A 26,603-nucleotide genomic window follows, 5' to 3' on the forward strand; every position below is an offset into this window, starting at 1 on the left:
TCCACTACTAAATACTTTGAACTGTTTTATTAATTCCTTGCTCAAAATCAAACTGCGAAACTTTATCCATTTGCGGTATTTTCCCTGTCTCTTTCACATAGGCCTTATATGCTCTGAAAGTCCAATCTCTAAACTGTGTATGGTTGGCATACTCAAATAATATAGCACCCATTAAATCCATTTCACTTGGGTTTTTGGCGAGTCGATCAACTAAAAATTCCACATAATCAACATCGTTGTAATAGTAATTGTATGCCCTAATACTATTTACAGGGTTTTCCAAGTAAGTTCTATACACTTCTTCATAACGATTTAAAAATTCTTTACTGAAATCTTGCTTCTTACAAGCTTCTACTGCTACTTCTGCAGCAAGTTTTGAACTTTTTAATCCAATCGTCATTCCAGTCGCCCATGCAGGATCAGCAAAAAATGCACTATCTCCTACACAAAGATAACCAGGTCCGCTCATCTGTTTATTCATATGACCAAGGCGTGAAGTAACCGCGACACTATCAAGCATATTTGCTCCCTCAATGACTTCTTTAAGTACTGGATGCTTAGACATCAAATCTCTATAAGCAAGTAGTTTATCATCATAGCCGGCAAAAATATCGTTCATTTTACTTCTAGCAACGAATCCAATGCTTGTTAAATTATCTTCAAGGGGAATAATCCAATACCAACAATCTGAAAAAGGTAACATATTAACAGTACCTTTATGGTAGTTCGGATTATCTTTAATTAATGGTTCCAAATTTAAATTTTCGAAATAGCATCTCACTGCAAAATTGGCCCATTGACCATCAAACACATGATCTAACTTGTCTCTAAGTTGTAATTTACTAGCGAAAATAGAGCTTCTACCGGAACAATCGATAACTAATTTTGTTTCTATTAAAATATCTTCATTTTGATTATCTCTTACAATAATTCCAGTTACTTCATCTTTTTCACCTAAAATAATATCTCTAAGTGTATGTTCTTCTCTTATTTCAGCCCCCATACTTTTAGCCTTATTAAAGAAGACCATATCAAAATCAATACGTTTTACGTTGTATCCCCAATTAAATGCATGGTTTCCATCTTGGTACTCTTTCTTTTTAAAATCCACTTGAGTATATGCTTTTCCACCACTTGGAGCGATAATTTGCAAGGAATTTTTTTTGAAAAAATTTCCGTTATAAATTTCGTCATATACATCTAATTCTTTAAGATAAATGTTACATATAGGGGATAATCCTTCGCCAACTATTGCTCTGGGGAATTTAGCTTTTTCTATTACTAAAGGCTTAATACCTTGTTGTAATAGGCGTATAGCTGTTGAAGATCCTGATAATCCTGCACCTATTATGACAACATCGTATTTTTCCATTCTCATAAAATTACTCCTTGTTTACCTTTAATAAACTTTATCAAGTCTTCTACTGTAGAAATATTTGCAGCATCTTCTTCACTAAATTCTACATCGAATTTTGATTCTATGGATAAAATAACTTTAATATTATTCAATGAATCAATACCTAAGTCTTGTAAATTGCTAAGTTCAGTTATTGAATCTTTTTGATTTTTTTCTACGTGCTTTTTTAAGACTTCTATGACTTCAATTAAAAGTTTTTCATTACTCATAATTAGCGAACTCCTCCTCCTAAAATATAACTTCAATGTAACCTACTAGGAATCTGTCGTCAAGTTATATTTTTAAAATAAAAAGAGGGTATAGATGTCGTTGAACGCTCTAAATACGGATGTCATTTAAATATTTCCGCGAAATGGAGCCTAAAGCTTCGGTGATCGAGCCAAGTTCTTAAACAAGATTCCGTAAGCTTCGACTTCAATAACTGCGGTTATTAGATATGTGAGATGTGCTTTTCTATGTGTAGCCTCCACGATAGTGAACTTACTTTTGATGAGTTCTTTTTCTAATTCAATTTCACGTTGACAAAAAAATTTCAACCACTTTTTGATTAAGCATGTATTCCTGCTGTCAAAGAGAAGGTTAATGTAGAGAGCCATGGTCGTATTCGCAGTAAAGCTCAAACGGATTATTACCTTAATAAAAGATTTAAGAAATACCAAGAACAAAAGCGCTGGAGTCTAGCCGACAAATCTCCAACTTGTAACTTATCCACAGTTCGAGATTTTTAAATTCCTAGGCATAGAAATAGGCGACATTTCATTCAAATTCGAATGAAATATCGCCTTTAAATTTAAGCTCAACACAATAGTCTGTACTTGATATAAAAAATATACAAAAAACATCTGTATTCCGTATCCTCCACGGTTGAAAGTACTAGCAAATAATCGATTTAACTAGAAGGTAACGAGGAACTTCTAGGTTGTTGTAAAAGCTAAGTACATTCGTTGGTGTTGAGTCTAAAATTAAATACACTTGAATCAATTTTATAATTAAAATTTTCTCAAAGTACAGACTACTCCGTAGTCCAAAATGCTTTTTTAAAAATTAGGCTGCGCTTCGTTCCTTATACAATCTGCTCCATTTTTCTGGGCCACGTGCGGTTGTTATATACTTTCATACATCGGTTTTATAGTTGATTTTATAGACCTTTTGACACAATGAATCGCTACCCCCAAAATAGATATCCATCGGGATTTTCAGCAATCTTCTTACAAATTCAAGTTTTTCACCTTATTTACTCCAAGAGGCTACAGTTATAAATTAACGCGATAAATGAAAAGACCAAATCAAAAAAACGATGGATTGATTCGGTTTGTAAACAAAAGGCATTTCGAATAGGGCCATTCGAAGTGCCTTTCGTGATTTCCTTTGTATTTCTCTTAGAAATAGACCTATGCATGACCGCTTTCTATGCCGTTTCTGGACCTGACAAAATCCACTTGGAAATCTTTTTTTAAGTTCTCAGCAAAAAAAGTTAGTATCAAATGCATGGACAATTTTTTAGCCTCTCAGTGTTTCCATCGCATACTGTGCTTTTCCTTACCATCTGCAAATGCGTGTTCAATAGACTTGACTTTCTTATCTAAATCATCCTTTAAAATACAACAGAAAATCCGAGAAACCAGCGATATGCTATATTTGTTTCGATTTCTTCTATTGTTTTACGTATCGAACGATACCTAAGATGTATTGAATAAACGGCATTTAATATCACAGGGCCGATACTTGGACGATCTACACCAAAAATACAAAACTAACTGATAGATAAAAGAAAAATTAATCGCAACATCAATTTTATTAACTAGATGGTTCGCAGAGAAAACCCGTTAATCTCAATTAATTCAACTTGATCTCAGTGAATAGGGCTATTATTCTTGGATAACATCATTCACCGCCTCAAGTAGTCTTAGTAACTTTTTTATACAAAAAAATGTAGGCAAATCGATTTTTATCGAGTTTGTCTACAGTCTGACCCTATCGTTTGACCCACTTTTTAATTTGGATCTATATAGGCTGTGATTTTCAGCACTCCCATTTGTTTATTCTGCTTCTTTATTTATCAGTTTACTCCCCACTTCAAAATAAGTCCTGCGTGGTTCAGGCCACCGCCATATCCGTAAATAGCCAGTGTATCATTATATTTCAATTTACCGTCCTTTACAGCCAGGTCTAAAGCCAATGGAATAGAAGCAGATGAAGTATTCCCAAAAAACTCTACGCTATGCAATAATTTTGATTTATCAATCTCTAACTTTTCGGTTATGGATTCAATCATTCTTAAATTAGCACTATGGGGAACAAACCAGTCTAAATCACTGACTGACATATTGTTTTTTTCAAGTAATTCATTCATACCTTTTGGTATAGTCCGGATAGCCCATTTATAAACCTCTCTGCCATTTTGTACTATATTCCCACTTCCAGCGAGTTCCTTCCCCTTCATGGTTTTAGAAAGGCCAGACCGGTATAAATGCTCTCCCCCGTCACCGTTACTACCTAAATGTGATACTAGAAAACCTGAAAAGTTTTCGTCTCTTTCCACCATTACAGCTCCTGCACCATCACCAAATAAGATACAACTTGAACGATCTGTATAATCCGTTACTTTTGTTAACGTTTCAGTACCAATAACTAGTATTTTTTTATGAGCTTCAGCAGTAATAAGGCAGTTCGCTAAATGAAGAGCATGTGTAAAGCCTGCACAAGCAGCATTTATATCAATCGCTCCGGTGTTTTGAATGCCTAATGCATCTTGAACTAGGCAAGCTACACTCGGAAAGGGGTAATCTGGGGTTGTAGTAGCTACTATGATGAGGTCCACATCGTCAATTTTTTTTTATATGTTTTAACAAGTTGTTTTACAGCTTTGATGGCTAAATGTGATGAAAATTCATTTTCATTTGTGATACGTCTTTCCTTCATTCCCGTTCTATCCAAAATCCATTGATCAGTTGTTTCAACTATACTTTGAAAATCGGTATTCGTTAAACGCTTTTCCGGTACAAAACTACCTATGGCTGATATTCTTGCTCTGGATAACAACTTATCACCTCTTTCAAATATAAGTAAATTATAGCATTTAATATTAGTACTTGATAACAAGTATACGTTGATTTATGTAAGTGTCAATAATTTCATGTAAATAAAGAATTCTTTTTCTTGTAGAATCTTTTTAATCAAAATAGATAGAATTGAATCGGTACTGACACGCATAAATGTCAGAAGGGTCGGGAGCCTTACTCATTGTCAAGATGAACAACACGATAAGTGGGACTGCCCTTATACCAATGAATCATCCTTGTATTTAAAATCCCCTCCTGGAAGACCGCAACGTCAGCCAACTCGACAGTATCGGTTCTCGGCGACATGATGCTAAAAAAACAGCAGGGATAACAGGAATGCCGGAAATATTGTCCACCCCATATTGCGGATATGTTCAAACAGGTTGACACCGACAATCGATGCCGCAAGATTCGTTGTATCCGAAAGTGGAGACATCTTGTCACCGAAGAACCCATCCGACACAATTGCTCCAGCAGTTATAGCTAATGACAAATCAAGTACCCCTGCCATTTCGATAAATGCAACTCCGACCGTCGCAACCGTTGTCAACGAACTTCCGATCAACACACCGATAATCGAAGTCACGATAAAACGATGGCGAAAAAGAAGGTCGGCGTAATCAATTGAAAGCTCATATAGATTAATGTCGGAATCGTCCCCATCATCCAGCTACTAATTAGGAGCTGGATGAAGAAGAATAGGAATACTGCACTCATTCCCGCCCTTGCCCCTTCCACCAATCCTGCTTCAAGCCGGCGGCACTTACACTTTTTACAAAAATATGGTTATTTTGAATCGTAACACGACCATTTTAGAAGTTAAGTGTTTTTTAATAGTGGGCAATCACACTTTTCAACGTTCACACGCATATCCATCCTTGTTGCCATCCATTTTTTCCGCGTAGGCAGGATGCCCTTTTTTCACGCCGTCCGGATATTTTTTGCGTAGTTCAGTACAGTTCTTGAAATATTCCTTTGCGCCGGAAACAGGTTTTGTTTTCGATTTTTCTTCGGCATACTTGTCACCATCGAAACCCTTATCTGTCGCATAATCTTCAAGTCCCCAAATACCGATTCCCGCTTTTTTCGCTTCCTCTTGCACTTTTTCATATGGATCAAGATGTCGCGTATTCGGCGGATAAACATAGGCAACACGGGCCAACCCTTCTGCCAAAAGCTTCTCTTGGACACTCTCTCCATCGATATAAATATACGCTAACAATCTGCCATATTTATCTGTCCGTCCACCGACATCAAATTCAATTTCAAGCTTCCCACTACTCATCAACTCTTGGTTCCGCTCTTTCGCCTTATCTCCAAATGGCTGTTTGCCAAGGCGCGGATGATTTGTTTCAGGTGTATCAATGAGCAGATAACGCACATTTTGCTCTTTACCTTCATACATAATTTTGATTGTGTCGCCGTCTATCGTCTTGATCAGTTCCACCGGAATCAAATCTGAACGGCTAGGTGTTTTATCTTTCTCTGAAAATAGGTCAGGGAAATAGATTGCTACCATAATAATTGCGGCAATAATGAGGATCGATTTTGTTACGTTATTCTTTTTAGAAACGTTTCTTTTTTTCGCCATCTAATTCATTCCTTTTCTTTGCTATTTTGCATTTATCAAATACGCCAAGATTTTTATCGAGCTTGCTCGATAAATCCTCCTGAAAAATCTGTGGCATCCGCCGGAAGCTTTTGCTGAATTAAGTTAAAATAACTTATATCCAATTGCTGCGAACGTAAGACCCCCGCCATATGTTAACAAGAAATAGATCAAAGCGTGGTTTTTGTGATTGTTTTTCCATAATCGAATTAACTCTTTATTCACCGTAGAATATGTCGTCAATGCACCTGCAAGTCCGGATGCTATTAACAATGTCCACATTCGAGATAACTCCATTCCAAAGACTATACCAATCAGTAATGACCCGATTAGATTAACTAGCAATGTACCCGTCGGAATGCCGTCCGAGTGATTCATGTTTTTCGAAATAAGATATCGGATAACGGCGCCGAAAAATCCACCAATCCCGACCATCAAAATGTCAACCAACGTCATGCACACACCTTCTTCTTGCCAAGATGAAATCCGAATACCCCGGCAGCTAATCCGCCGATGATACTACTGACGACATAAAATGAAGCAATGAAGTACTGGCCATTTTCAACAAGCATAACCGTCTCCATGCTCAAGGCTGAAAACGTTGTGAATGAGCCTAGAAAACCTGTCGTGATAACTTCTTCGGTTTTCTTATCGGCACCGATTTCCCGAAAAACCCCAGTGACGATTAGACATAGCAGGAATGTGCCGATGATGTTAATCGTAAGTGTCATCGTTGGAAAGTCCGATTCGCTGTACATGAGTTGTCCCACACTTATCCGTAGGATGGCACCTGCCGCCCCCGTGAGACCAATCCACACAACCTTCTTCATATCGCCACCTTTTCAAGTAACCTCTTCGACAGCAAGATTTCGAGATCAAGGCGCTTTTCCATTTTGTCGAATTGAATATGGACTTCATTACCCTCACATTTGATAATTTCACCGCATCCGAACACACGATGCTTCACAACTGTTCCGACCGTAAGCTCGTCACTGTCATCGATGCCGTTCGGATTAAGGGGAATTTCAGTTGCGATTATCCGCACAGGCTTCCGATTATTTTCAGCGTGGCCAGGTTTCATAAGCAGACCCCGCACTTCATTCAAAAACTTCGAATCCTCTTTCGGCTTCCCATCAGATTTACTATATGAAAGCAATTCGAGCTTTTCTTTCGCCCGCGTCATGCCTACGTAGAAGAGCCGCCTCGCTTCTTCCAGCGCCGCCTCATTTCCTTCGTCTTCTTCCGATGGGATGATTCCATTTAGCAAATCAATCATAAATACACGCCTAAACTCCAACCCTTTTGCACTATGGAACGTCGATAAGGTGACGGCGTTTTCAGAAGGATTAAATTTGGCATTTTGAACAGCTTGTTCAAGTTCTTTCAAACGATTAGCAAATTCCACCATCGTTCGTAGTTGAGATGCGATTCCTTCAAGTGTGTCAAGAATTCCAAGAAGACTCTCAATGCGGAATCCGAATTTTTCAGCCCGACTTTTAAGGGAATTTTCATACTCAAGTTCATACCTAATCATCCGAATTACCTGATCCGGACGCATTTCGGGAATTTTAGCGTACACCTCTTTATATTCTTTTAATTTCTTAATCTGATTATCTCTCAAATCGACCGTTTGAATGAATGCATCGAATACATTTCCTTTCGTTTTGGTGTTTTCGAATTGGGTGAGCATGTTGCGTGATATAAACAGATTCATTTTCATAATAAGCTTAGCGAATATGTCTTTCCGTTCTGTATTGAAACTAAGCCGCATGAAATTCAACACATCTTCAACAATCCAATGAGAGAAAAACTTGTCATCCGCATCTTTCATATAGAAAGGGATGCCACGCCTATGCAGTTCGTTGACAAACATTGTCGAGGAAGAGTTATTACGAAACAGGATGGCGACTTCCTTCAAATTGGTCTCGCCGAGCAGTTCATATGTCACGTATTCCAACTGACGTTTCGGATCTTCCAGTTGTCGAATGCCAATCGGACCAACCGCCGAATTTTCTGTCTGCATCTCTTTCGGATAACGTTTTTTATTCCGTTTAATAAACTGTGCAGTCAGCTCAACAATTTCTTTCGATGAACGATAATTGCGTTCCATCATCAAAACATGTGCATCCGGATAGACTTTCTTGAAATCTAAGAGGTAATCCGGCTCCGCACCGCGCCATGTATAGATTGATTGATCGTCATCTGCAACGACACATAGATTGCTGTGATGCGCCACAAGATGCTCAACAATTTTGTGCTGGACGAGCGATGTATCTTGACTTTCATCGGTCAAAAGATAGTCGTATCGGTTTCGGAAAAGAGCAGCAAGTTCCTCGTCTTCTTTAAACGCCCCTACTGCAATCGTTAGCATATCGTCAAAGTCGAGGAGCAGATGACCGTTTGTACGTGTTTTATACTGTTCATACTTCAGTGCGATGCGTCCTGCTTTGTCAATTGGCCCATCAAGTTCCTCCCACTTTTCAAGGGGGATCATTTTGTTTTTAATGGAACTAATGAATGTGGATAATGACCCTAATTCATCATCTGTACACTCCTCGTGTAGCACTTCTTTATAAAGACCTTTCAGTAAAAAGTGCTTATTGATTGGCTGCTTTCCTCTTCCGTTGCCCTCAATAAGTTCATAGGTTGTACCGATTTTATTCAAATAGGTACGTGCGATTGTGAACGCTAGACTGTGGATTGTTGAAAAATCGACAAGGGTACTCCGAGGGAAAAACCGCCCGAATCGCTCCGTCATATCACGTGCAGATGCCTTGCTAAATGTGATTGCCTTAATGCGGTTCGGTTGAATACCTTTCTCTTCAATCAAATAGCCAATCCGCATGATCATCGTCGTTGTTTTCCCCGAACCCGGGCACGCCAGAAGAAGAAGAGGTCCTTCCGTTTGCAAGACCGCTTTCTTTTGCACCTCATTCAATTCTATATTCAATTCTTTCTTTTTCCGTTCAAAAAAATTAGCCATTGTACAGATACTCCTTTTACTATCCCTGTATCTAATTTACCATACGAACGCGCATTTGTAGAGAAGTTTTAATGTATTCCATACAAAAACCTCCACACAAATGCTGTGCAGAGGCTCTCGATTATTTCCTTATTCGCCATTTTCAAGTCGATCGATTTCGATACCACCGTGCCTTTTTCCACCACCGGAATATTCCGTGGAAGCAACTTCATTCGTATGACGCTTTTCATCCGAAAACTCCTTGCCCTTCATCTTCGTCTGGTTCAAACCATCTGTCTTTTTGTCCGATAGCGGATTTTTTTCATTTTCCGGCATTCTTACCACTCCTATTTAGGTAGTTGACAATAAGAATATACCCTCATCAGAAAGGTCTTAATCATTTGAAGCCCATTCAGTATGCAAGAGAGAAAATAAGGAAGCATCATGGGATTGTCCATTTTGATAGAGGTAGCTTCTCAACTTTCCCTCTTGCTTAAAACCATGCTTTTTCAAAAGCCCGATAGATGCGGTGTTCGCAGGAAATGTGACAGCCCCCATACGATGAAGACCCAGTGTTTCGAATGAATAACTTAAAACAGCTCGCAATGCCTCAGATGTGACTCCACTCCTCCAATATTCAGGATGAATCTCGAATCCTATCTCTGCTTTCTTCATGCCAAGCGCCAGATTATTCAATCCAATTGTACCGACAAATCGGTTGTCGTCTCCAATAATGATTGCCCAGCGAATTCCCTTTTTCGCTTCGTATGTACTCCGAAAATGCTGAACCATTTTCTCGGCCTGTCCAACTTCTGTGAAAGAATCCATCCCATAATATTTGGTGACTTGCGGATTAGAAAAAATATCGAAAACTGTCGACGCATGCTCGGCCCGCACTTCTATCAGACGAAGACGTGCTGTTTCTAAGATAGGGAATGTCAACTATATTTCCTCCTCTATTTCTGAATAAAATCTGCTAACGCCAACGGATTACATTTTTCACTATATGTCTCTTCTGCGGGGAAATACCTATTTTCATATTTGTGAGTAATCTCTTCCTCGCTTCCAATATAAAGATCTCGTTCTACTACACGTTTTAATCTTGTTTCTTTATCTACATCCAAGTAAATAACAAAATCAAAGTACTGTCTTAATTCAGAACGTTGAAGAAAAACACCTTCAATAATTACGGTAGTCCCTATAGGTATCTCAATACAACGTCTCAAATGACAATCATTTTCTTTATCATAAAACTCAACTGTTTGATTAACACATAATCCACTTTTCATAGGTCGCAGCAAGGTCTCAATCAAATAATCGTATCGCCATTGCAAATGATAATAGCCATACCATTCTTCAAATTCATCGTTATAACGAATCTTTTTCGTATGAATAAAATCATCAAGATGAAAGAGCATCGAACCGCCTATTTGCTGCTGCAATTCACGCGCATATATCGTTTTACCAGATCCGCCAAGTCCATCAATGCCGATAATCATCGTTCACTTCGGAACTCCGATTTCGTTGAATGGATAAATTCTGAACTTGACAACACCTACAACCGATTTTTCATCGATGCATCCGATAATCCTGCTGTCTGTACTATTTCTCCGGTTATCCCCCAGAACATATAACTGACCATCCGGCACTTCAACATCGATGTCTTGTGTCAACTTCTGCCCTTCAAAAATTTCCTTCTTATTCAGTTCGACATAGTTTTCTTCATATTCTTCACCGTTAATCGTAAGCTTGTCATCTTTTATGACGACCACATCCCCTGGAAGCCCTATGACCCGCTTGATAAAATTATCTTTTGAATCAGGTGCACGAAAAACAATCATATCAAAACGATCGATTTTATCGATTTTGGAGACGATAATCTTATTTGCATTGTGGAATGTCGGTTCCATCGATTGTCCTGACACCGTGACTGGTGTAAATAAGAATTGACGAATAATTATTGCGATGATGAAAGCGACTGCAAGTGATTTTACCCATGAAATAAGTTCTCTTTTGAAAGTTTTATTCAATTGTAATCCTCCGTTCAATATATAATGCCTTTATTTTACCATATTCCACCCATACAATGTGAAAAGGTTCATTCATTTTCTTAAAAAAACTTAAAGATTGCCTTCCATGATGAACTACTGAACGATAGTTCCTAACCAAAAACGCCACGTCCTGCGGCATTGTCGACATGTCCTACATCGTATAGACCCTCACGTAGGTAGTGAATCAGGATTTGCAACTCCAAGCTTATACCAGGCCCGAACTTTCGGATCAAATACTCGAGAACAATTTACGTTTTTCTCCCCTAACATCCATCTCTTCAGCGGATTCGATGCTACGTGCAAAGTGACCCCCTTCAGGATGAGGCTCCAAACCTAAATGTTGAATATAGTAATTGGCGACTTTAATCATCCTTATTCCTCCTTCAATCCTTACTGTAAATGCTCCGTACAGTTGAACAAACGGCATAGATTTTCTTTGTCCCGAAGTTCAATGATCGTAAGGGATGTGTTGCCAAGATCCCATGTCAAATCCCCTTTAGGAACAAGCGATCCAATGAGACGTCCAATGAAACCCCCATGGCTGACGACCAATATCCGTTTTCCTGGATGCGTTTTTTTCACTTCTTCAATAAAATTGATGCCTCGGGAAAGTATTTCATCATCAGGCTCAAAGCCCAAATCTAAATTTCGCCATGCAAATCCCCACTTTCCAACACGCTCCGACTCCGTTGTCCCCTCTATCAAGCCCCCACAAAACTCCCGTAAACGGTTATCCCCAACAAGATCGATACCTGGCTTTCTTTCTGCAATGATTTCCGCTGTCTTACTGGCACGGATCAATGGGCTCGTGTAGATGATATCCCATTGTTCATCCGATAGTCTTTCAGCTATACGCTCAGCCATGGCAATTCCCTCTTCATCTAGTGGAATATCTGAATGCCCTTGCGCTCTCCCTTCTTTATTCCACGCGGTGATACCATGCCGTACAAATCCGATCGTTGTCATCTACTACACTCCCCTGTTATTCAATTCACATCTGTTTTATCTGACTCCTAGTACAATATCATTCCCCAAAAATAAAACGCCCATCTAAGGCATTTTTTCATACTATATATCCTAGCGATCTCAACACATTGTTCATAAATGACTCCGTATACAAGTAAACTTCTTCTCGTTCCGGTTCTTGAAAAACGTCATGATATAACCGTTTCCATTCTTTATATTGGAACTCGGAAAGCCCCTGATTGATGAACCATTTCTTCGCTTGTGCAATATCGGTTATCTTGTCGCTCCCAGCGGCCTGCATAAGGACCGGTACATTTTGAATAGTCCCTTCGTGTCGTGCCACCGATTTCATGAGCGTTTGCAATTCTCTATACCACGCAGCGGTCATAATTGAGCTATAATTCTGCCCTTGGTGGCCTTCTGTGTATAAATCATATTTACGAGTCAACAATTCAATGGTAATTTCGTGATTCATTTTCATTGATGAAGTCAACTTCATCAACATTATTGAAAATTTCGATGGTTGCTGTATGAGCGACAGCCATGGGGAACTGAAGACAAACCCGGCACATTCGACTTTCTCCGTCTGTAAAATTCGCATCATGAGAGTTGCACCCAAACCATGTCCAATCACAAACAACGGCAAACTATCGGTCAATCCGATTGTGATCAATTTCTTCACAAATTCCTCATATGTTTCAAATTTCTCATTATGAATCTTTTTACTTTTCTCAACTCCGTGACCCGGTAGATCCCCTGTAACGACATGAAAACCGCTACTTCGAAGTTTTTGTATTAGCCACGCATAACGGTTATGATGTTCGTATGCATTATGGACGATGACCACAACAGCTTTCGGCTGCCCTTCCGCCTCCCATTTCCACATGAACATTCTCCCCTTTTCTATTTATTTTCTATACTGTATTTCCCCGTTCTCTATTCAATTAAAACATTAATTTTGGTATGATAATTATACACTATTTTTAGAAAGAAGGAGAACACAATAATTTACCCTTATAAAGAGAAAACTCCAAAAATTGACCCATCCGTCTTCATCGCAGATTTCACGACAATTACAGGTGATGTAACAATCGGTCCAGAATCCTCTGTCTGGTTCAATACGGTAATCCGTGGTGACGTATCACCAACGATTATCGGACGTAAAGTGAACATTCAAGATTTATGTTGTCTTCATCAAAGCCCTCAATTCTCGCTTATTCTTGAGGATGAAGTGACGATTGGACATCAAGTAACGCTACACAGCTGTACTGTCAAAAAAGGTGCGCTTGTTGGTATGGGTTCCATCATTCTAGACGGTGCCGAAATCGGTGAAGGGGCATTCATCGGTGCGGGCAGTCTTGTCCCACCAGGCAAAAAGATTCCACCGAATATGCTAGCACTCGGCTCCCCTGCAAAAGTCGTCCGTGAATTGAATGACGAAGACCGTGCGGATATGAATCGGATTGTCAGGGAGTATGCGGAAAAAGGGCAGTATTACAAAGGATTACAGAAATAAAGAAAAGAGCTGCCTCTCGCTGGCGGCTCTTACTTTTTGATGAATAGAAAGATAACTAGTCCAATCAAGATAATCAATCCGACAAATCCTACGATTAAAAGAAGTCCTATAACGGTTAGAGTCATTATTAGTGAACCTCCCTGTATAATTCAAATGATACACCCAAACCGCTTTTCTCATTTAAACCAACTGAAAAACGGGTTCCATGATTCGTTCCGTATAATTCTTCCAAGGTATGATTTATCGCATAAAGGAAACATAAGGCGTTTATAAAAACATCGAAGGAGACAACCGGTAGTTGCTCGTCTTCCTGCAACTGTTTATAGGAATTCGATAATTTCGAAACACTTTGCGGACGTTGAAAGAGATAAATGATTTTAGCCCCGATTGTCACGAGGGTTCTTTCCTGATGTACGTATTTTCCTGGTAGGAACATAATCTCCCTCACCCCCCTTCTCCGTAGTTATTTCTTTGATTAACAACACTCTATCATAGCTTCTCTTTCGAAAATCGAGCAGCTGCTAAACAGATCAGTAAATATAGTTAAATAGACTGCTTGATCCTTATCGCTATTCGCTTTATCGAAACGAGTAAACGTAAGTAGCTTCATGAAAATAACGTTGGGATCATTCGGCTATTTTCTTTTAAGTTTTTGATATTCAGTATTTACTTTTGAAGCCCGCTCTGTAAATTCATTTTCTTCACCAGATAACTCGATATATTTCTCAATTAATGCTGCTTGTTTGCTTTCGAATTTGATGAGCGATTCTACACCCTCATTTAGTTTATTCAGTCGGATTTTGTTCATTGGAACAGGCGTTAGATTCTCTTCAACTATACCATTACTAATAGTTCAGATATAGATCTAAATCCGCAATAAAACCGCAACTTTTGGTTGCGGTATCCATAATGAAATACTAAAAAGCTTCGAAATAATATAACGAAATTCACTCAATTATACTGATTATATTCAGTTCCTTTGCCCTTTCCAACGCTTTTTTTCTTGATTCTACATTTAATTTCTTAAAAATATTTGTTAGTTGGTATTCCACAGTTCTTGTACTTTGAAATAGTAAATCGGCTATTTCTATATTCGTTTTCCCAAGAGCAACTTGTTCGAGTATATTCATTTCTTTTGCATTTAAAGGATTCGCACTCCTTTTTTCTAACTGGAAGCGGTTGTCCACCTCTCTTAATTGCTTTAGAAGATTGATGGGGATTATCACATCGTTAGTTAACAACGATCGGATTATCTTGATGATTTGTTCTTCCGAATCTGTTTTACTGATGAAGCCTAACACGCCTGAATCAAATAAAGAATTGAAGTATGGTTCTATTTCATAACCCGTATAAATAATTATTTTTGCTTCGGGATTCAGTTCAATCACTTTTTTGGCCAAATCATGTCCGTTCATTTCTGGCATTTTTAAGTCAAACATGAAGATATCAAACTTTTTTTCTTTTAAAAGTGCTAACGTAGCCTTACCAGAATTTAGAGCTATCACTTGAAAATCTTTTTCTTTTTCCAAGATTAGTTTCGTTCCCAACGCAACAGCAATATGATCATCTACAATTAGAATTCTTATCAACCTTGCACCCTCCCTTAGTGTGGAAGTTTTTATGCTATCTTTTTTTCACAGTTAAGTTATAATGAAAATTATACCATATCTTACTTATTGGGGTTTTTGCAATATTGGAATACCCTGAAGAGGAGGGAAGTGTTTATGCTACTAGATTACAAAGTGAAAATAAAAGAATGTATGCTACAAAAGATTGAACTAGATTTCTTTCAAGCTGACTTGAAAGAAATTGCAATCCAAATTATTATGCATAAAAATAAAGAAGGTTTTTTATTTGGAGAGCTCACCCTATTACATCACGAAATGTTCGGTGGTACATCAGTAGAAGTTTATAAAACTGCTGCCGCTGTCGAATTCCTTGTATTGTCTTTCGATCTTTTTGATGACCTTCAAGATGGTGATAGTTTTGATACCCCATGGAGCATGTTAGATCCAGCTTTGACATTGAATCTAGCGTTAGGTTTATTTTCCTTGAGTACAAAAATAATCAATGAAATTCAATCCTTAAAAAATGGTATAAACTATTTTAATCGATTTAACCTAAAGGCAATTAATGGGCAACATTCCGACTTGCTAAATCGGATTGAAACGGAGCAACAATACATTGATATAGCAGCGCAAAAATCAGGATCTCTACTTGCCATGGCTAGTTTGGTTGGAACAGGTTTGGCGACAAACAACTATCATGACATCGTTAAAAACTATTGTATACAATTCGGCATTGCAGAACAAATAAAAAATGACTTAAATGACATTTTGACTTTTGAAAAAAGTGATTGGATGTCTCGTAAAAAGTCACTCCCCATTCTCTATTTGATTGAAAATAATATCGGACCTGCTATTTTGGATTATTATAAAGGGCAGCTAACCTATGACGAACTTCGGATGAAAAAAGCAGAACTCAAAGGTATTCTTTTCGATTCTGGTTCGATGATGTATGCTCAAGTCATTTTGCGTAAACATCAACTACTTGCAGCAGAACAACTAAATTCGCTTCCATTTGACAGTAAGTACAAAGAAAGAATCTCATATTTACTCAATATTAATTAGAAAAGGAGAATACTATAATATGTCTAAAATAATTCAATATCTTATTCAAAATCCTAATTTGATTGCTCTGTTCTTGGAGGAAAAGATTTGTTTACTTAATTTTAAAGAAGAGGTAGACAACAAAGCACTCTATGAGGTCTTAAACGGGAAAATCATGTCAAACATTAAATATTGGAAGTAAGTTAAAATGTGGATAACTATAAAGAGTTACTTTTCATATTCTTTTTGGGCAATTCTTTCCACAGTTTTAGCAATCTATTTCATCTATATTGCAGCGGTTTTTCCATACTTTCACGTAGATACCACACTTCAAGGAAATATTGTAATTACTAAAATATACAAAAGTGGAGCAGCGTTTGAGATTGGTATGAAAGAACAAGATGTAATTTTAAAAATAAATGGTGAAAAACCTGAAGATCATTTTACGTTCAAAAAATTCAAAAAGATTGAACAAGTAAAAACCATTGATTTTCAACACGGAGCAGGGATTAAGAAAGAAACAGTATCTCATAACTATTCACCTCAAGAAATTTTAAATTACTTAGTTTTCCCAAGTATTGTATTTATTTTTTGCATTATTCTAAGTCTAATCGTATCCCGAAAAAAAGATGATAATAGTGCGAATAAGTTACTGATTTATTTTCTATTAGCAATTGGTTTAGGCTATGTAGCTGCAGGCGCCTCTTCTAGGGGGGATTTATTAGCGCGAATTGTCACTTCATTTTCGTTTATTTTATCCCCCGTTCTTTTATTGCATCTGCTCATTGTTTTATTTAAAAGTTTGAATATTAAACTGAATTGGAAGTGGCGCATAAGTTGGTTTTATGCATTTTCTATATTTTTAATGGGAATCTCCACGATTCACGAGTTATCAAACTGGTATTACACTATAATTGATAAAGCGCAACTTTTTTTCTTTTTTACGACAATCTTTATTATTATTTATGTTTTATTTGTAGCTTATAGTAATCACAAATACTCAGATGCAAGACCAACTATAAAAGTGTTATTGGTTGGCATTATTTTATCCTTTGCTCCATTTTCATTTATGCATGCTTTACCTTATTTACTATTCAATGTCTCATTGATAAATCCAGAAATCTCGTCGATATCCCTATTTGTTTTACCACTTACGATTCTTTATTTAATTCGTAAGGAACGAATTATTGATATTGATTTTATATTATTTTGGTTAAAAAAAGATCTCTTTTTTTCATTATTGGCAGGTCTTTTTTTCTTCATTTTATCAACGACAAGTCCTATAGAAAAAACTCTTCTAAATTCATTTTATGTAACAATTATTTGTTTAGTTATTTTCACACTTCGAAATCCAATGTTTTTTAGAACTAAGTCAAAATTCATTCCACCAAATTCAATTTTAGAACAGCAATTGAATCGTTTTTTTAAGAGGGCAGAGATAGAGTCATCACCTCTAGGACTAGCAGAAGTCATTACGAACGAGATTCAAAGAATTATTCCTGAGATTCAGACGATACAGCATTTTGAGTTACATAGAATCACAAAAAAAATCTGTATAGACGATACGAGTACCCGAGCCCACATCGAACCTTTTGCCGAATTATTAATAAGTGGTCAATCTTCAATAGGAACAATAATCCCATTAAAGGGTAGTTTTTGTATGTTGATTCACGAGAAACATGACACTTCGCTCTATTTGTTTTGCAGTGATAAAAATAACCGAACGAATTTAAATCCGGTTGAGAAAGCTTGGCTTGAAACACTCGCAAATTATAGTAATGTGTTATTAGCTAATCAGTACACCATTGAAAATGTGATTCAAGAACTTCGTAATTTAAAAGAGAATGATACGTATTATTCAAATTGGTTGTCAAATTTTCTCTTTTCATTTGCTGAGAAAGAACGAGTTCGTTTAGCAAGTGATTTACACGATACAGTGCTACAAGAATTGTTACTTATCAACATACGTTTGAAGAAATCTCTAACAGAATCTTTACCTGCCGATACACATAAGGAAATGGATATATTAAAAGAAAAGATTTTAGACTGTATTCATACAACACGGGAAACATGTTACAAATTATCTCCTCCATTTTTAGTTGAGTTTGGGCTCATTTTAGCTCTTGAACAACTTATTAGAAAAATACATTTGCAATCAAATTTCCATGTTCAATTTGATCGTGATGAACTCAATGATCATTCGTTAAGTGATGAGTATATCGTTACACTTTACCGTATTGTTCAAGAATTATTTACGAATGCGATGAAACATTCACGTGCTAAAGCCGTTATTCTTTCGTTGAAAAGCACAAGAAACAGTATAAAGTTATTTTACGCCGACAATGGAATCGGCATGGACATAAAACAAATGGAGGATGATTATTCAAATTTCAATGGGCTTACTGGAATCAGAGAAAGAGTCAAAAGCTTGAATGGGGATATCGAGTTTTCAATAAACGATGGATTGCAAGTAACGATAGATTTCCCCTTAGAGATTTCAAATGATAACCACTAGAACAAACATAAACTATATGAAAAAAGAGGCACAGGAAGAAGGTTCATCCCCTTCTTCCTATGCCTCTTTTATTAACTAATCGCCTGACCCTGACCTGCGTTTTCTTTCAATTATAAGCGTCAACTATTTCTATAACTAAAAGACTCGGGCTATTTATTTGGACGTAATATCTAAGGCAGCTTCTTCTGCAAGAAAAACTTTGCTAGAGAGTTCTGGCCGAAGAATGGTCAAGAGACCCTCAATCTCTGTCTTATTATAGGAATCCACTTGGGTGTTAGTGTTTACATCATAGTTTTGGATAAGTACTGTGAATACTCGATTATCCAAGTTAACGGTAGAAATAGCAGTGCTATATGTTTTCTCATCAGATGTTGATTCATTTCCTGCGATTAAATTCCAGCTTCCAATCGTATCAATTTCTTTATGATTTTTTTCTAATTCTTCTATCGCCCCTTCGAAAATTTGAATATAATAGTCTGTATCTTCTCGATTAACAGTCAAGTAAATCGTCGTCAATTTGTAATCACTATTTTTCATCTTTTTCACTTCACGAATACTGTTCGTACTCTCTACCCTAGCTTTCAAAGACTTTTGATTGTTTGGTTCATATGAAAATTGAGCATTTAATAGTTTAACATTGGTTGACTCATTCATAAAAGAGGATTCGATTTGACTTACTTCTTCTTTTGACATCTCACGTGTTAAGTTATAGGCTATTTCAACTTTCTTTGTTGCACGAGAAGGGAAGGTTTCATATTCAGCAAAATTTAACTCGTTTTTATGTTCATCTATTTCTTCTGGTAGGGATATTTCTTTTCTATCCATCATTTCGAATTTAGTAGTATGATTTTCATGCACGAAACCACGTATGATTTCTATGGCAGATTTAAGAGGCTTGCTATCCGTATACTCCATGTTATCTTCCACTGTATGAATTTTATCAAACCGTTCTTGTGAAATGTTAATTGCCTGGTAGTTGGCATTTATAAAGGAAATGTGATCACTAATAAGACCCGCCACTTTTTCGATATGAACACTACTTTCAATTTTCTTCTCTGTAGCGATTTTGTTCAGCTTTTCACTTAGAAGCTCACTTCCCAATTCTTCTCCGACAAAGCTGATTTTCCCACCATCCTTAATACCAATCGTATCCATATTGATATTGATGATGGATTGATAGTGTGAAGAAATCTCATCTACAAAGGCTTTGCTACCTACCAAACCGCTTTCTTCTGCGTTGAACGCAACAAAAAGAATATCCGATGCAAATGCTTTTTCTTTTGAATCTTCTTTAAGAATAGAAGCGAGATTCATTAATCCTGTTAAACCTGTTGCGTTATCCACGCTTCCTAAGAAAATGGTTTCTCCAGCGGTGCCTATATGGTCAAAGTGTGCGGAGAGAATAATCGCCTGTTTGCCTAACTTTCCACCATCGCCAGTAATTTTCCCTGCTACGTTATAAGCAGTTATCTTTTCAGATTGAGCGGAATAAGTGAGATTGACACTTTTTATTTCTTTTTCTTTTGTTTTAAGATAGGTATAGAACGAATCAGAAATCTGAAATGACGAAATACCTGAATCAAGATATTTCAATTTTTTATGAAATTTATCGGTTTTTATAAACTTTGCTGCAACATTTTCTGTCGTACTTTGAAGATCATCCGATACAAGAATAGTCCCTGCGGTGTCGGAAAAGCTTATCGGTACTTCTATATGGATATCCTTATTAGTTAAATGTTCCATCCAATCCTGCCCATAGGTAAATTCTTTTTTCTTACCATTATGAAGGTTGACGATTAAGTTCGCTTGTATTTTCTGTGGGTTATAATAATCCATTTCGAACTGCGTTAGATAGTCTTTAGTTTGTATTGGCTCCAATTCCATTTCATTAAATTGTGTGACTATTTCATCTCTCACTCGATTATTTGCTTCAGTACCTGTTTGTCTTCCCTCATATTCTTTTGAGGACCAATGGGAAATCTCTTCATCTAGCTTGTCCTCTGATAAATCATTTAATGGTTCGCCTTTACATCCACTCATCATGAAAAGGATGACCACGACTAGTAGTAGTGAATAGTATTTAGCATTCTTCATCCATTTTACCTCCTATTGTATGTAAATATTCTAACACACTTGTATTAATTTGGATATTATAATTTATAATACAAGGAAGATAATGTCTATATAACTAAAGAGGAAGGTGATAAACTATGGTATTTAAAAGACTATTATTCGTACTACTCTTAGGTTTCAGTTTGTTATCATTTAGTACATTATCCCAAGCTGCTGAATCAACTCACAGCCATGATGAAGAAGTTACCCATAACCATGCTGTGGGAACAGTACACGTGATGAAGTTCAAGCTGATGAGGTTGAATTTAGGTATGATACCCACGCCCAATAACTGGTTGCATGCATATAATGACTTACATGAGCACACAGACTTCTCACGGGGGTGACACAGGAAGACCACACTACCCATGGGAAATATTACTGTCAACCGTATATTCTAATTACAACAAAACTCTACAGTTGTATTGATTGTGGCTACGATGAATTGAGAACAACTAATCAAACGGTTAACCTAGGACTATAATATGTTGAATCATAAAAAAGCGCAGGAAGATGGGATAATCCCTCTTCCTGCGCTTTTTTTATTAACTGTCAGTCTGTTTGTCTGTCATGCACGCTGTCATGCACGCTCTCAGTGCAGCAGCTTTATCCGTCTGCTCCCACGGCAAGTCGATATCTGTACGGCCAAAGTGACCATAGGCTGCTGTTTGCTTATAAATCGGACGTCGTAGATCAAGCATTTTGATGATGCCGGCTGGACGAAGATCAAACAGTCCACGAACGAGCTCAACAAGCTTGCTTTCTGCAACTGTGCCTGTCCCGAATGTGTCGATGGAAATCGATACAGGTTGCGCTACACCGATTGCATAGGCAAGTTGAACTTCACAACGGTCCGCAAGTCCAGCGGCAACAATGTTCTTCGCAACATAACGTGCTGCATATGAAGCTGAACGGTCCACTTTCGTTGCATCTTTTCCAGAAAATGCTCCACCGCCATGACGAGCATATCCACCGTACGTATCGACGATAATTTTACGTCCTGTTAGTCCAGCATCCCCTTGAGGCCCCCCTATTACAAAACGGCCTGTCGGGTTGATGAAGTATTTCGTTTTTTCATCGATTAATTCAGCCGGGACAACTGGAACAATGACGAATTCCTTGATATCACGCTGGATTTGCTCCAACATCACTTCTGGATGATGTTGCGCCGAGATGACAATCGTATCGATGCGAATAGGGTTGTTGTTTTCATCATATTCCACCGTCACTTGCGTTTTGCCGTCTGGGCGTAGATAAGTAAGTACTTCGTCTTTACGCACTTGCGCCAGTTTACGAGAAAGTTTATGCGCCAAACTGATTGGAAGTGGCATTAGCTCTGGTGTTTCATTGCAAGCGTAACCGAACATCAACCCTTGGTCACCTGCTCCGATTGCTTCCAACTCGTCATCTGTCATAGAGCCTTCACGCGCTTCAAGTGCTTGATCGACCCCAGCAGCGATGTCAGCCGATTGCTCATCGATTGCCGTAAGGACTGCCGATGTTTCCCAATCAAAACCGTATTTCGCCCGCACATAACCGATTTCCTTCACTGTTTCGCGAACAACTTTCGGAATATCGACATACGTACTTGTTGTGATTTCCCCTGCGACAAGTACAAGTCCTGTTGTAATCGTCGTTTCACACGCAACACGTGCATTCGGATCCTCTGCCAATATTGCATCTAGAATGGCGTCTGAAATCTGATCGCACATTTTGTCCGGATGCCCTTCTGTTACTGATTCAGATGTAAATAGTTTGCGGTTTGTCATGTCATTTCCTCCTTATATCCTACGAGATTGAAACGGTACTCATATGTCCCATGTCAAGCCGTTTTCTTTAGAAATCGACTTCAAGCCATTTCGAGCTCCTAACACGAGGATAAAGGGCTAACCATATAAAAAGCCCTTCGCTCACGTAAAAAAAACATGAGGAAAGGCATGATTTCAAAAGCACCTTTCACTCTTATCGTCCAAGGAATTCAACCTTGCTCCAGGTTGGCACCTTCGCGTAGACAATAATGTCTTTGCAGGTTGCCGGGTTTCATAGGGCCTGTCCCTCCGCCAGCTCGGGATAAGAGTATCCGTTCAACTATCATGCTACAAAAAAGTTTATATTTTGTCAAATTTTTTCGATGCTAACGCTTGAGATTTCTACGAATATAGATTATTATTCTTAATGTGTTATACTATTTAAGTAATGTGATGACACCCAACTAATTGGGATTATACGCAAAGGACGGTACATAACTATGATTTCTTCGAAAATTGGTGACGAACTTAAAAATCTGCTCTCTGGAGCAAACGTAACGACGCAACCCTCAGTTCCTGAACTTGTTGAAAAAGCAACAACTCGCGGCGAGGCGAAGCTCACGGTCGATGGGGCAGTGACTGCTCAAACAGGTAAATATACCGGGCGTTCCCCTGGAGATAAATTCATTGTAGAAGAGGCATCTTCGAAAGACAAGATTGATTGGGGTGACGTTAACCGTCCCATTTCTTCTGATGTTTTCGATTCATTATATACGAAGGTTATTAATCATCTTAAAACGAAAGACGAACTTTATGTCTTCAAAGGATTTGCCGGTGCTGACAAGGATTCACGTCTATCTATTCAAGTTGTAAATGAATATGCGTGGCAGAACTTGTTCGTTCACCAATTGTTCATCCGTCCAACCGAAGAAGAACTGCAAGCCCATGAAGCACAATTCACGATTCTTGCAGCACCTTCTTTCAAAGCGGATCCAGCAGTTGATGGTACGAATTCTGAGACATTCATCATTGTTTCAATGGAAAAACGTATTGTACTTATCGGTGGAACTGAATATGCAGGCGAAATGAAGAAATCAATCTTCTCAATTATGAACTATTTGCTTCCTGAAAAAGGAATCTTATCGATGCATTGCTCAGCAAACGTCAGTGAAGATGGCGAGGCTGCATTGTTCTTCGGTCTTTCTGGTACAGGTAAAACAACACTTTCTGCTGATTCTGACCGTAAATTAATCGGTGATGATGAGCACGGTTGGTCCGATAATGGTGTCTTTAACATTGAGGGCGGATGTTATGCGAAATGTATCAATCTATCTCAGAAAAAAGAGCCTGAAATTTACGGTGCAATCCGTTTTGGTTCCGTTCTTGAAAACGTTGTGATTAATCCAGAAACTCGCGCTCCAGATTACGACGATAATTCGTTGACTGAAAATACACGTGCAGCATACCCAATCCACTATATAGACAATATCGTTACGCCATCGGTTGCGGGTCATCCGAAAACGATTGTGTTCCTAACTGCGGATGCATTCGGCGTATTGCCCCCAATCTCTAAATTGACGAAAGAGCAAGCGATGTATCACTTCCTTAGCGGTTTCACATCGAAACTGGCTGGTACAGAACGTGGCATCACATCACCTGAAGCGACATTCTCGACATGCTTTGGTTCACCATTCCTTCCACTTCCAGCGACTGTTTATGCTGAAATGCTTGGAAAGAAAATCGATGAACATAATTCACAAGTATTCCTTGTCAATACAGGCTGGACTGGCGGCGTCTATGGCGTTGGAAAACGTATGGAATTAAAATACACGCGTGCAATGATCCGTGCAGCACTTGCGGGGAAACTAAATGATGTTACAACTGAAACGAACGGCGTATTCGGTATTGAAATGCCGACAACGATCGAAGGCGTTCCAAGCGAAGTCTTGAACCCTCGCAACGCATGGGCAGATCCACAAGCTTATGATAAAAAAGCAAAAGAGTTGGCGGATGCATTCCGTGAAAACTTCAAGAAATTCGGTACAGTTTCTGAAGATATCACGCTTAAAGGCGGACCGATTGCTTAAATAACGTAAAACGGAGTAACACATTCCATATGTGTTACTCCGTTTTTTCATTTCTTCTGCCCCTTCATCCATAGACATAAATCACGGACCAGCTGTGCGTTCACGGAAGTGGGGATATAATGTGTATAATCAGGGAAATACCACGTTTCACATACTTTCCTATGTTCCCTCAATGTGTTTTCAAGTAGAATTGCTTGTTCAAAGGATACATTGCCATCCTTCATGCCATGGATAATGAGAACTGGCGCATCGATTTCATCGACACGGAGAAGTGCCGTTCGTTCCCGGTATTCATTGGGCGTATTACTCGGGGTACCGCCGATAACTCTTTTCATCATCCGTCTTAGATCTTTCCGTTCTTTGTATGTAAAAATAACATCAGATACACCTGACCATGTGACAACTGACGTGATGTCATCCCTTAAAATAGCAGTCCAAAGCGCCATGATTCCGCCGCGAGAAAACGCAAATAGATGGATGCGCTCTTTTTCAATTTTCGGGCTCTGTTTTAGCACCTCAACCGCATTCACAGCATCCTGGCGATCTGCACCTGCAAATTCATCTCTTCCTTCCCCTCCGCGGTTTCCACGGTAATAGGGGGCGAATACGACGAAGCCTTGTGAAGCGAATTGGGCGATGCGCGCTGGCCGAACCATTCCGACATGCTGGATACCACCACGCAAGTAAATGATTCCTTCATATGTCCCTTGGGCAACCGGCTCAGCCATCAGCCCTTTTACTTTCAAACCATCTGACCAATAAGTGATCTCATGCAAATTCACATGTGGATTAGGTGACGGATAGGGTCTACGGCTATGGATTGCGCCATCATTGTTCATTCGCCTCCACCCACTTTCGTATGGTCTTCATCCCTTTATCCTTCATATGAAAGCTCAGTTCATCACACCGATTCAGTTCTTCGTTCGTCAACCAAAGTGCACCTTCCGTTTCATGGAGAACTGGATTGTCATCTACATGGACAACCGTTCCCGTAAATACTGCCTTACAAAAAGTGATATTGCTCTCTACAACATATTCAGCAAGTTTCACGAGATTTGTAATGGTAACGCCTGTTTCTTCAATTGTTTCTCGAATTGCGGCTTCCTCAATTGTTTCGCCTGCTTCCGCTTTTCCACCCGGAAATTCAATGCCCCGGATGGAATGACGGGTTAGCAGCCATTTATCTTTATATTTTAATACAATAAGGACATGCCTTGCCTCCATACCGAACCGATTTTCTCCGAATGTTAGCTCCACACGCCCTCCGTTCAAGTCTTGAAATACTACGATTTCAATCACGTCCTTTTGTACAGTGTAGCGAAGGACTCCAATGTTTTCAACGGAAATACGGGAGTTGTTCGATAAAACGTTTCGAGTGATCATCCGTATATTCATGGATCAACGCATAGACCTTCATCGTTCGTAGATCAATATCGTGATTATCCTTATCATAATGGTACGGTACATAAGGCAAATGCGCCCTAAGAAAGTTCCTGAATTCAAGCCGGTCCATCTGGTTAAATAGACGTTTAAACACAGGTGCAACTTCTTTGTCCATAATAACTTCATACTCCCATGGTGAATCCCATGGATGTACATATACTTGCTGATGAACGACCGAAACGTACATTTTGACTTTTCCCATGCACAATCATCCTTTTTTCTTAGGATGGCTTTTTAAAATAAAAACATGCATCCCCTTTTCATAGGAGATGCATGTTTTTATTCAATTTACGCTTGCACGTCAATCGCGGTCCCTTTATGAGGATGGGCAGCAACAGGTTGATCCGGTAGACTTTTCAGCATATCCGTCGCTACAGCAGCACCCATTGAAAGGGATTTGTTCAAAATGCTTAACTGGATTGTCGATTGCAGACTTCTCAATTGACTCGCCATAATGGAGTTCATATCCATTCCCATCACTCCTTTCATAGCCTTATTATCGACCA

27 protein-coding genes, 2 pseudogenes and 1 riboswitch are annotated in these 26,603 nt (G+C 38.5%); of the genes and pseudogenes, 4 read left to right on the forward strand and 25 right to left on the reverse strand.

Going from position 1 to position 26,603, the window contains the following annotated elements; all coding sequences use genetic code 11:
• Positions 1 to 7: 7 nt before the first annotated feature.
• The 17 genes and pseudogenes from H4683_RS12375 to H4683_RS12450 all read right to left on the reverse strand — a co-directional run bounded on the left by H4683_RS12375 (position 8) and on the right by H4683_RS12450 (position 12,953).
• Positions 8 to 1,378: an NAD(P)/FAD-dependent oxidoreductase gene (locus tag H4683_RS12375; RefSeq protein WP_192599148.1), complete on the reverse strand. Its 1,371-nt coding sequence runs from the start codon at positions 1,376 to 1,378 to the stop codon at positions 8 to 10.
• On the reverse strand, positions 1,375 to 1,626 hold the full coding sequence (locus H4683_RS12380; protein WP_192599149.1) for a phosphopantetheine-binding protein: 252 nt from the start codon (positions 1,624 to 1,626) through the stop codon (positions 1,375 to 1,377). Before H4683_RS12380 ends, H4683_RS12375 begins: the two co-directional genes overlap by 4 nt.
• A 1,400-nt stretch (positions 1,627 to 3,026) precedes the next feature.
• Positions 3,027 to 3,228, reverse strand: a pseudogene (locus tag H4683_RS22410) (transposase); the annotation flags it as partial.
• 248 nt (positions 3,229 to 3,476) lie between these two features.
• Positions 3,477 to 4,459 (reverse strand): annotated as a pseudogene (locus H4683_RS12390) (beta-ketoacyl-ACP synthase 3).
• Between the two features lie 330 nt (positions 4,460 to 4,789).
• Positions 4,790 to 5,047 carry a Na+/H+ antiporter NhaC family protein gene (locus tag H4683_RS22165; RefSeq protein WP_338062462.1) on the reverse strand — a complete coding sequence of 86 codons (258 nt, stop codon included), beginning with the start codon at positions 5,045 to 5,047 and terminating at the stop codon, positions 4,790 to 4,792.
• 14 nt (positions 5,048 to 5,061) lie between these two features.
• Positions 5,062 to 5,196, reverse strand: coding sequence for a hypothetical protein (locus H4683_RS22170; RefSeq protein WP_338062463.1), 135 nt, complete (start codon positions 5,194 to 5,196; stop codon positions 5,062 to 5,064).
• A gap of 136 nt (positions 5,197 to 5,332) precedes the next feature.
• Positions 5,333 to 6,070: a thermonuclease family protein gene (locus H4683_RS12400; protein WP_192599151.1), complete on the reverse strand. Its 738-nt coding sequence runs from the start codon at positions 6,068 to 6,070 to the stop codon at positions 5,333 to 5,335.
• A gap of 123 nt (positions 6,071 to 6,193) precedes the next feature.
• On the reverse strand, positions 6,194 to 6,544 hold the full coding sequence (gene crcB / locus H4683_RS12405; protein WP_192599152.1) for a fluoride efflux transporter CrcB: 351 nt from the start codon (positions 6,542 to 6,544) through the stop codon (positions 6,194 to 6,196).
• Positions 6,541 to 6,918 carry a fluoride efflux transporter FluC gene (locus tag H4683_RS12410; RefSeq protein WP_192599153.1) on the reverse strand — a complete coding sequence of 126 codons (378 nt, stop codon included), beginning with the start codon at positions 6,916 to 6,918 and terminating at the stop codon, positions 6,541 to 6,543. The genes crcB and H4683_RS12410 overlap by 4 nt, the downstream gene beginning before the upstream one ends.
• On the reverse strand, positions 6,915 to 9,071 hold the full coding sequence (locus tag H4683_RS12415) for an ATP-dependent helicase (protein ID WP_192599154.1): 2,157 nt from the start codon (positions 9,069 to 9,071) through the stop codon (positions 6,915 to 6,917). The genes H4683_RS12410 and H4683_RS12415 overlap by 4 nt, the downstream gene beginning before the upstream one ends.
• Positions 9,072 to 9,200: 129 nt before the next feature.
• Positions 9,201 to 9,386, reverse strand: a complete 186-nt coding sequence (locus H4683_RS12420) for a hypothetical protein (RefSeq protein WP_192599155.1) — start codon at positions 9,384 to 9,386, stop codon at positions 9,201 to 9,203.
• 57 nt (positions 9,387 to 9,443) lie between these two features.
• Entirely contained in the window at positions 9,444 to 9,992 is a 549-nt protein-coding gene (locus tag H4683_RS12425) for a GNAT family N-acetyltransferase (protein ID WP_192599156.1), read from the reverse strand.
• 14 nt (positions 9,993 to 10,006) lie between these two features.
• Positions 10,007 to 10,549: a nucleoside/nucleotide kinase family protein gene (locus H4683_RS12430; RefSeq protein ID WP_192599157.1), complete on the reverse strand. Its 543-nt coding sequence runs from the start codon at positions 10,547 to 10,549 to the stop codon at positions 10,007 to 10,009.
• Positions 10,550 to 10,552: 3 nt separating this feature from the next.
• On the reverse strand, positions 10,553 to 11,080 hold the full coding sequence (gene lepB, locus H4683_RS12435) for a signal peptidase I (protein WP_192599158.1): 528 nt from the start codon (positions 11,078 to 11,080) through the stop codon (positions 10,553 to 10,555).
• A gap of 250 nt (positions 11,081 to 11,330) precedes the next feature.
• Positions 11,331 to 11,471, reverse strand: coding sequence for a cupin domain-containing protein (locus H4683_RS12440; protein WP_192599159.1), 141 nt, complete (start codon positions 11,469 to 11,471; stop codon positions 11,331 to 11,333).
• A 20-nt stretch (positions 11,472 to 11,491) separates the two neighbouring features.
• Positions 11,492 to 12,067, reverse strand: coding sequence for a histidine phosphatase family protein (locus H4683_RS12445; RefSeq protein ID WP_192599160.1), 576 nt, complete (start codon positions 12,065 to 12,067; stop codon positions 11,492 to 11,494).
• A 97-nt stretch (positions 12,068 to 12,164) separates the two neighbouring features.
• Positions 12,165 to 12,953 carry an alpha/beta hydrolase gene (locus H4683_RS12450; RefSeq protein ID WP_192599161.1) on the reverse strand — a complete coding sequence of 263 codons (789 nt, stop codon included), beginning with the start codon at positions 12,951 to 12,953 and terminating at the stop codon, positions 12,165 to 12,167.
• A 117-nt stretch (positions 12,954 to 13,070) separates the two neighbouring features.
• Between H4683_RS12450 and H4683_RS12455 the strand changes: the two genes are divergently transcribed.
• On the forward strand, positions 13,071 to 13,583 hold the full coding sequence (locus H4683_RS12455) for a gamma carbonic anhydrase (protein WP_192599187.1): 513 nt from the start codon (positions 13,071 to 13,073) through the stop codon (positions 13,581 to 13,583).
• A gap of 127 nt (positions 13,584 to 13,710) precedes the next feature.
• On the opposite strand, the gene H4683_RS12460 is transcribed toward H4683_RS12455, so the two are convergent.
• Both H4683_RS12460 and H4683_RS12465 read right to left on the reverse strand, forming a co-directional pair.
• On the reverse strand, positions 13,711 to 14,019 hold the full coding sequence (locus H4683_RS12460; RefSeq protein WP_192599162.1) for an ABC-three component system middle component 6: 309 nt from the start codon (positions 14,017 to 14,019) through the stop codon (positions 13,711 to 13,713).
• A 511-nt stretch (positions 14,020 to 14,530) separates the two neighbouring features.
• Positions 14,531 to 15,172: a response regulator transcription factor gene (locus tag H4683_RS12465; protein WP_192599163.1), complete on the reverse strand. Its 642-nt coding sequence runs from the start codon at positions 15,170 to 15,172 to the stop codon at positions 14,531 to 14,533.
• A gap of 135 nt (positions 15,173 to 15,307) precedes the next feature.
• Between H4683_RS12465 and H4683_RS12470 the strand changes: the two genes are divergently transcribed.
• Both H4683_RS12470 and H4683_RS12475 read left to right on the forward strand, forming a co-directional pair.
• Positions 15,308 to 16,213, forward strand: coding sequence for a polyprenyl synthetase family protein (locus H4683_RS12470; RefSeq protein WP_192599164.1), 906 nt, complete (start codon positions 15,308 to 15,310; stop codon positions 16,211 to 16,213).
• A gap of 187 nt (positions 16,214 to 16,400) precedes the next feature.
• Positions 16,401 to 18,707: an ATP-binding protein gene (locus H4683_RS12475; protein ID WP_192599165.1), complete on the forward strand. Its 2,307-nt coding sequence runs from the start codon at positions 16,401 to 16,403 to the stop codon at positions 18,705 to 18,707.
• 153 nt (positions 18,708 to 18,860) lie between these two features.
• Here the strand turns inward: H4683_RS12475 and H4683_RS12480 are convergent, their stop codons facing one another.
• On the reverse strand, positions 18,861 to 20,801 hold the full coding sequence (locus H4683_RS12480) for a M28 family metallopeptidase (protein ID WP_192599166.1): 1,941 nt from the start codon (positions 20,799 to 20,801) through the stop codon (positions 18,861 to 18,863).
• 563 nt (positions 20,802 to 21,364) lie between these two features.
• Positions 21,365 to 22,588 carry a methionine adenosyltransferase gene (gene metK, locus H4683_RS12485; protein WP_192599167.1) on the reverse strand — a complete coding sequence of 408 codons (1,224 nt, stop codon included), beginning with the start codon at positions 22,586 to 22,588 and terminating at the stop codon, positions 21,365 to 21,367.
• Positions 22,589 to 22,778: 190 nt separating this feature from the next.
• Positions 22,779 to 22,896: riboswitch (SAM riboswitch) on the reverse strand.
• A gap of 171 nt (positions 22,897 to 23,067) precedes the next feature.
• Between metK and pckA the strand changes: the two genes are divergently transcribed.
• The gene (gene pckA / locus H4683_RS12490; RefSeq protein WP_192599168.1) at positions 23,068 to 24,654 is read left to right on the forward strand and encodes a phosphoenolpyruvate carboxykinase (ATP); all 1,587 of its coding nucleotides are present in this window, start codon (positions 23,068 to 23,070) and stop codon (positions 24,652 to 24,654) included.
• Positions 24,655 to 24,701: 47 nt separating this feature from the next.
• Here pckA and H4683_RS12495 read toward each other — a convergent pair whose 3' ends face one another.
• The 4 genes from H4683_RS12495 to H4683_RS12510 form a co-directional block, all read right to left on the reverse strand.
• Complete coding sequence (locus tag H4683_RS12495; protein WP_192599169.1) at positions 24,702 to 25,493, reverse strand: alpha/beta hydrolase family protein; 792 nt, start codon at positions 25,491 to 25,493, stop codon at positions 24,702 to 24,704.
• On the reverse strand, positions 25,483 to 25,953 hold the full coding sequence (locus tag H4683_RS12500; RefSeq protein WP_338062464.1) for an NUDIX domain-containing protein: 471 nt from the start codon (positions 25,951 to 25,953) through the stop codon (positions 25,483 to 25,485). The genes H4683_RS12495 and H4683_RS12500 overlap by 11 nt, the downstream gene beginning before the upstream one ends.
• Positions 25,954 to 25,990: 37 nt before the next feature.
• Positions 25,991 to 26,299, reverse strand: coding sequence for a transposase (locus H4683_RS12505; RefSeq protein ID WP_192599170.1), 309 nt, complete (start codon positions 26,297 to 26,299; stop codon positions 25,991 to 25,993).
• Positions 26,300 to 26,385: 86 nt separating this feature from the next.
• Positions 26,386 to 26,568: a putative motility protein gene (locus tag H4683_RS12510; protein ID WP_192599171.1), complete on the reverse strand. Its 183-nt coding sequence runs from the start codon at positions 26,566 to 26,568 to the stop codon at positions 26,386 to 26,388.
• Positions 26,569 to 26,603: the final 35 nt, after the last annotated feature.

Origin of the sequence: Sporosarcina limicola (assembly GCF_014873855.1) — a bacterium.
In the GTDB taxonomy this organism is placed as follows: Bacteria; Bacillota; Bacilli; order Bacillales_A; family Planococcaceae; genus Sporosarcina; species Sporosarcina limicola.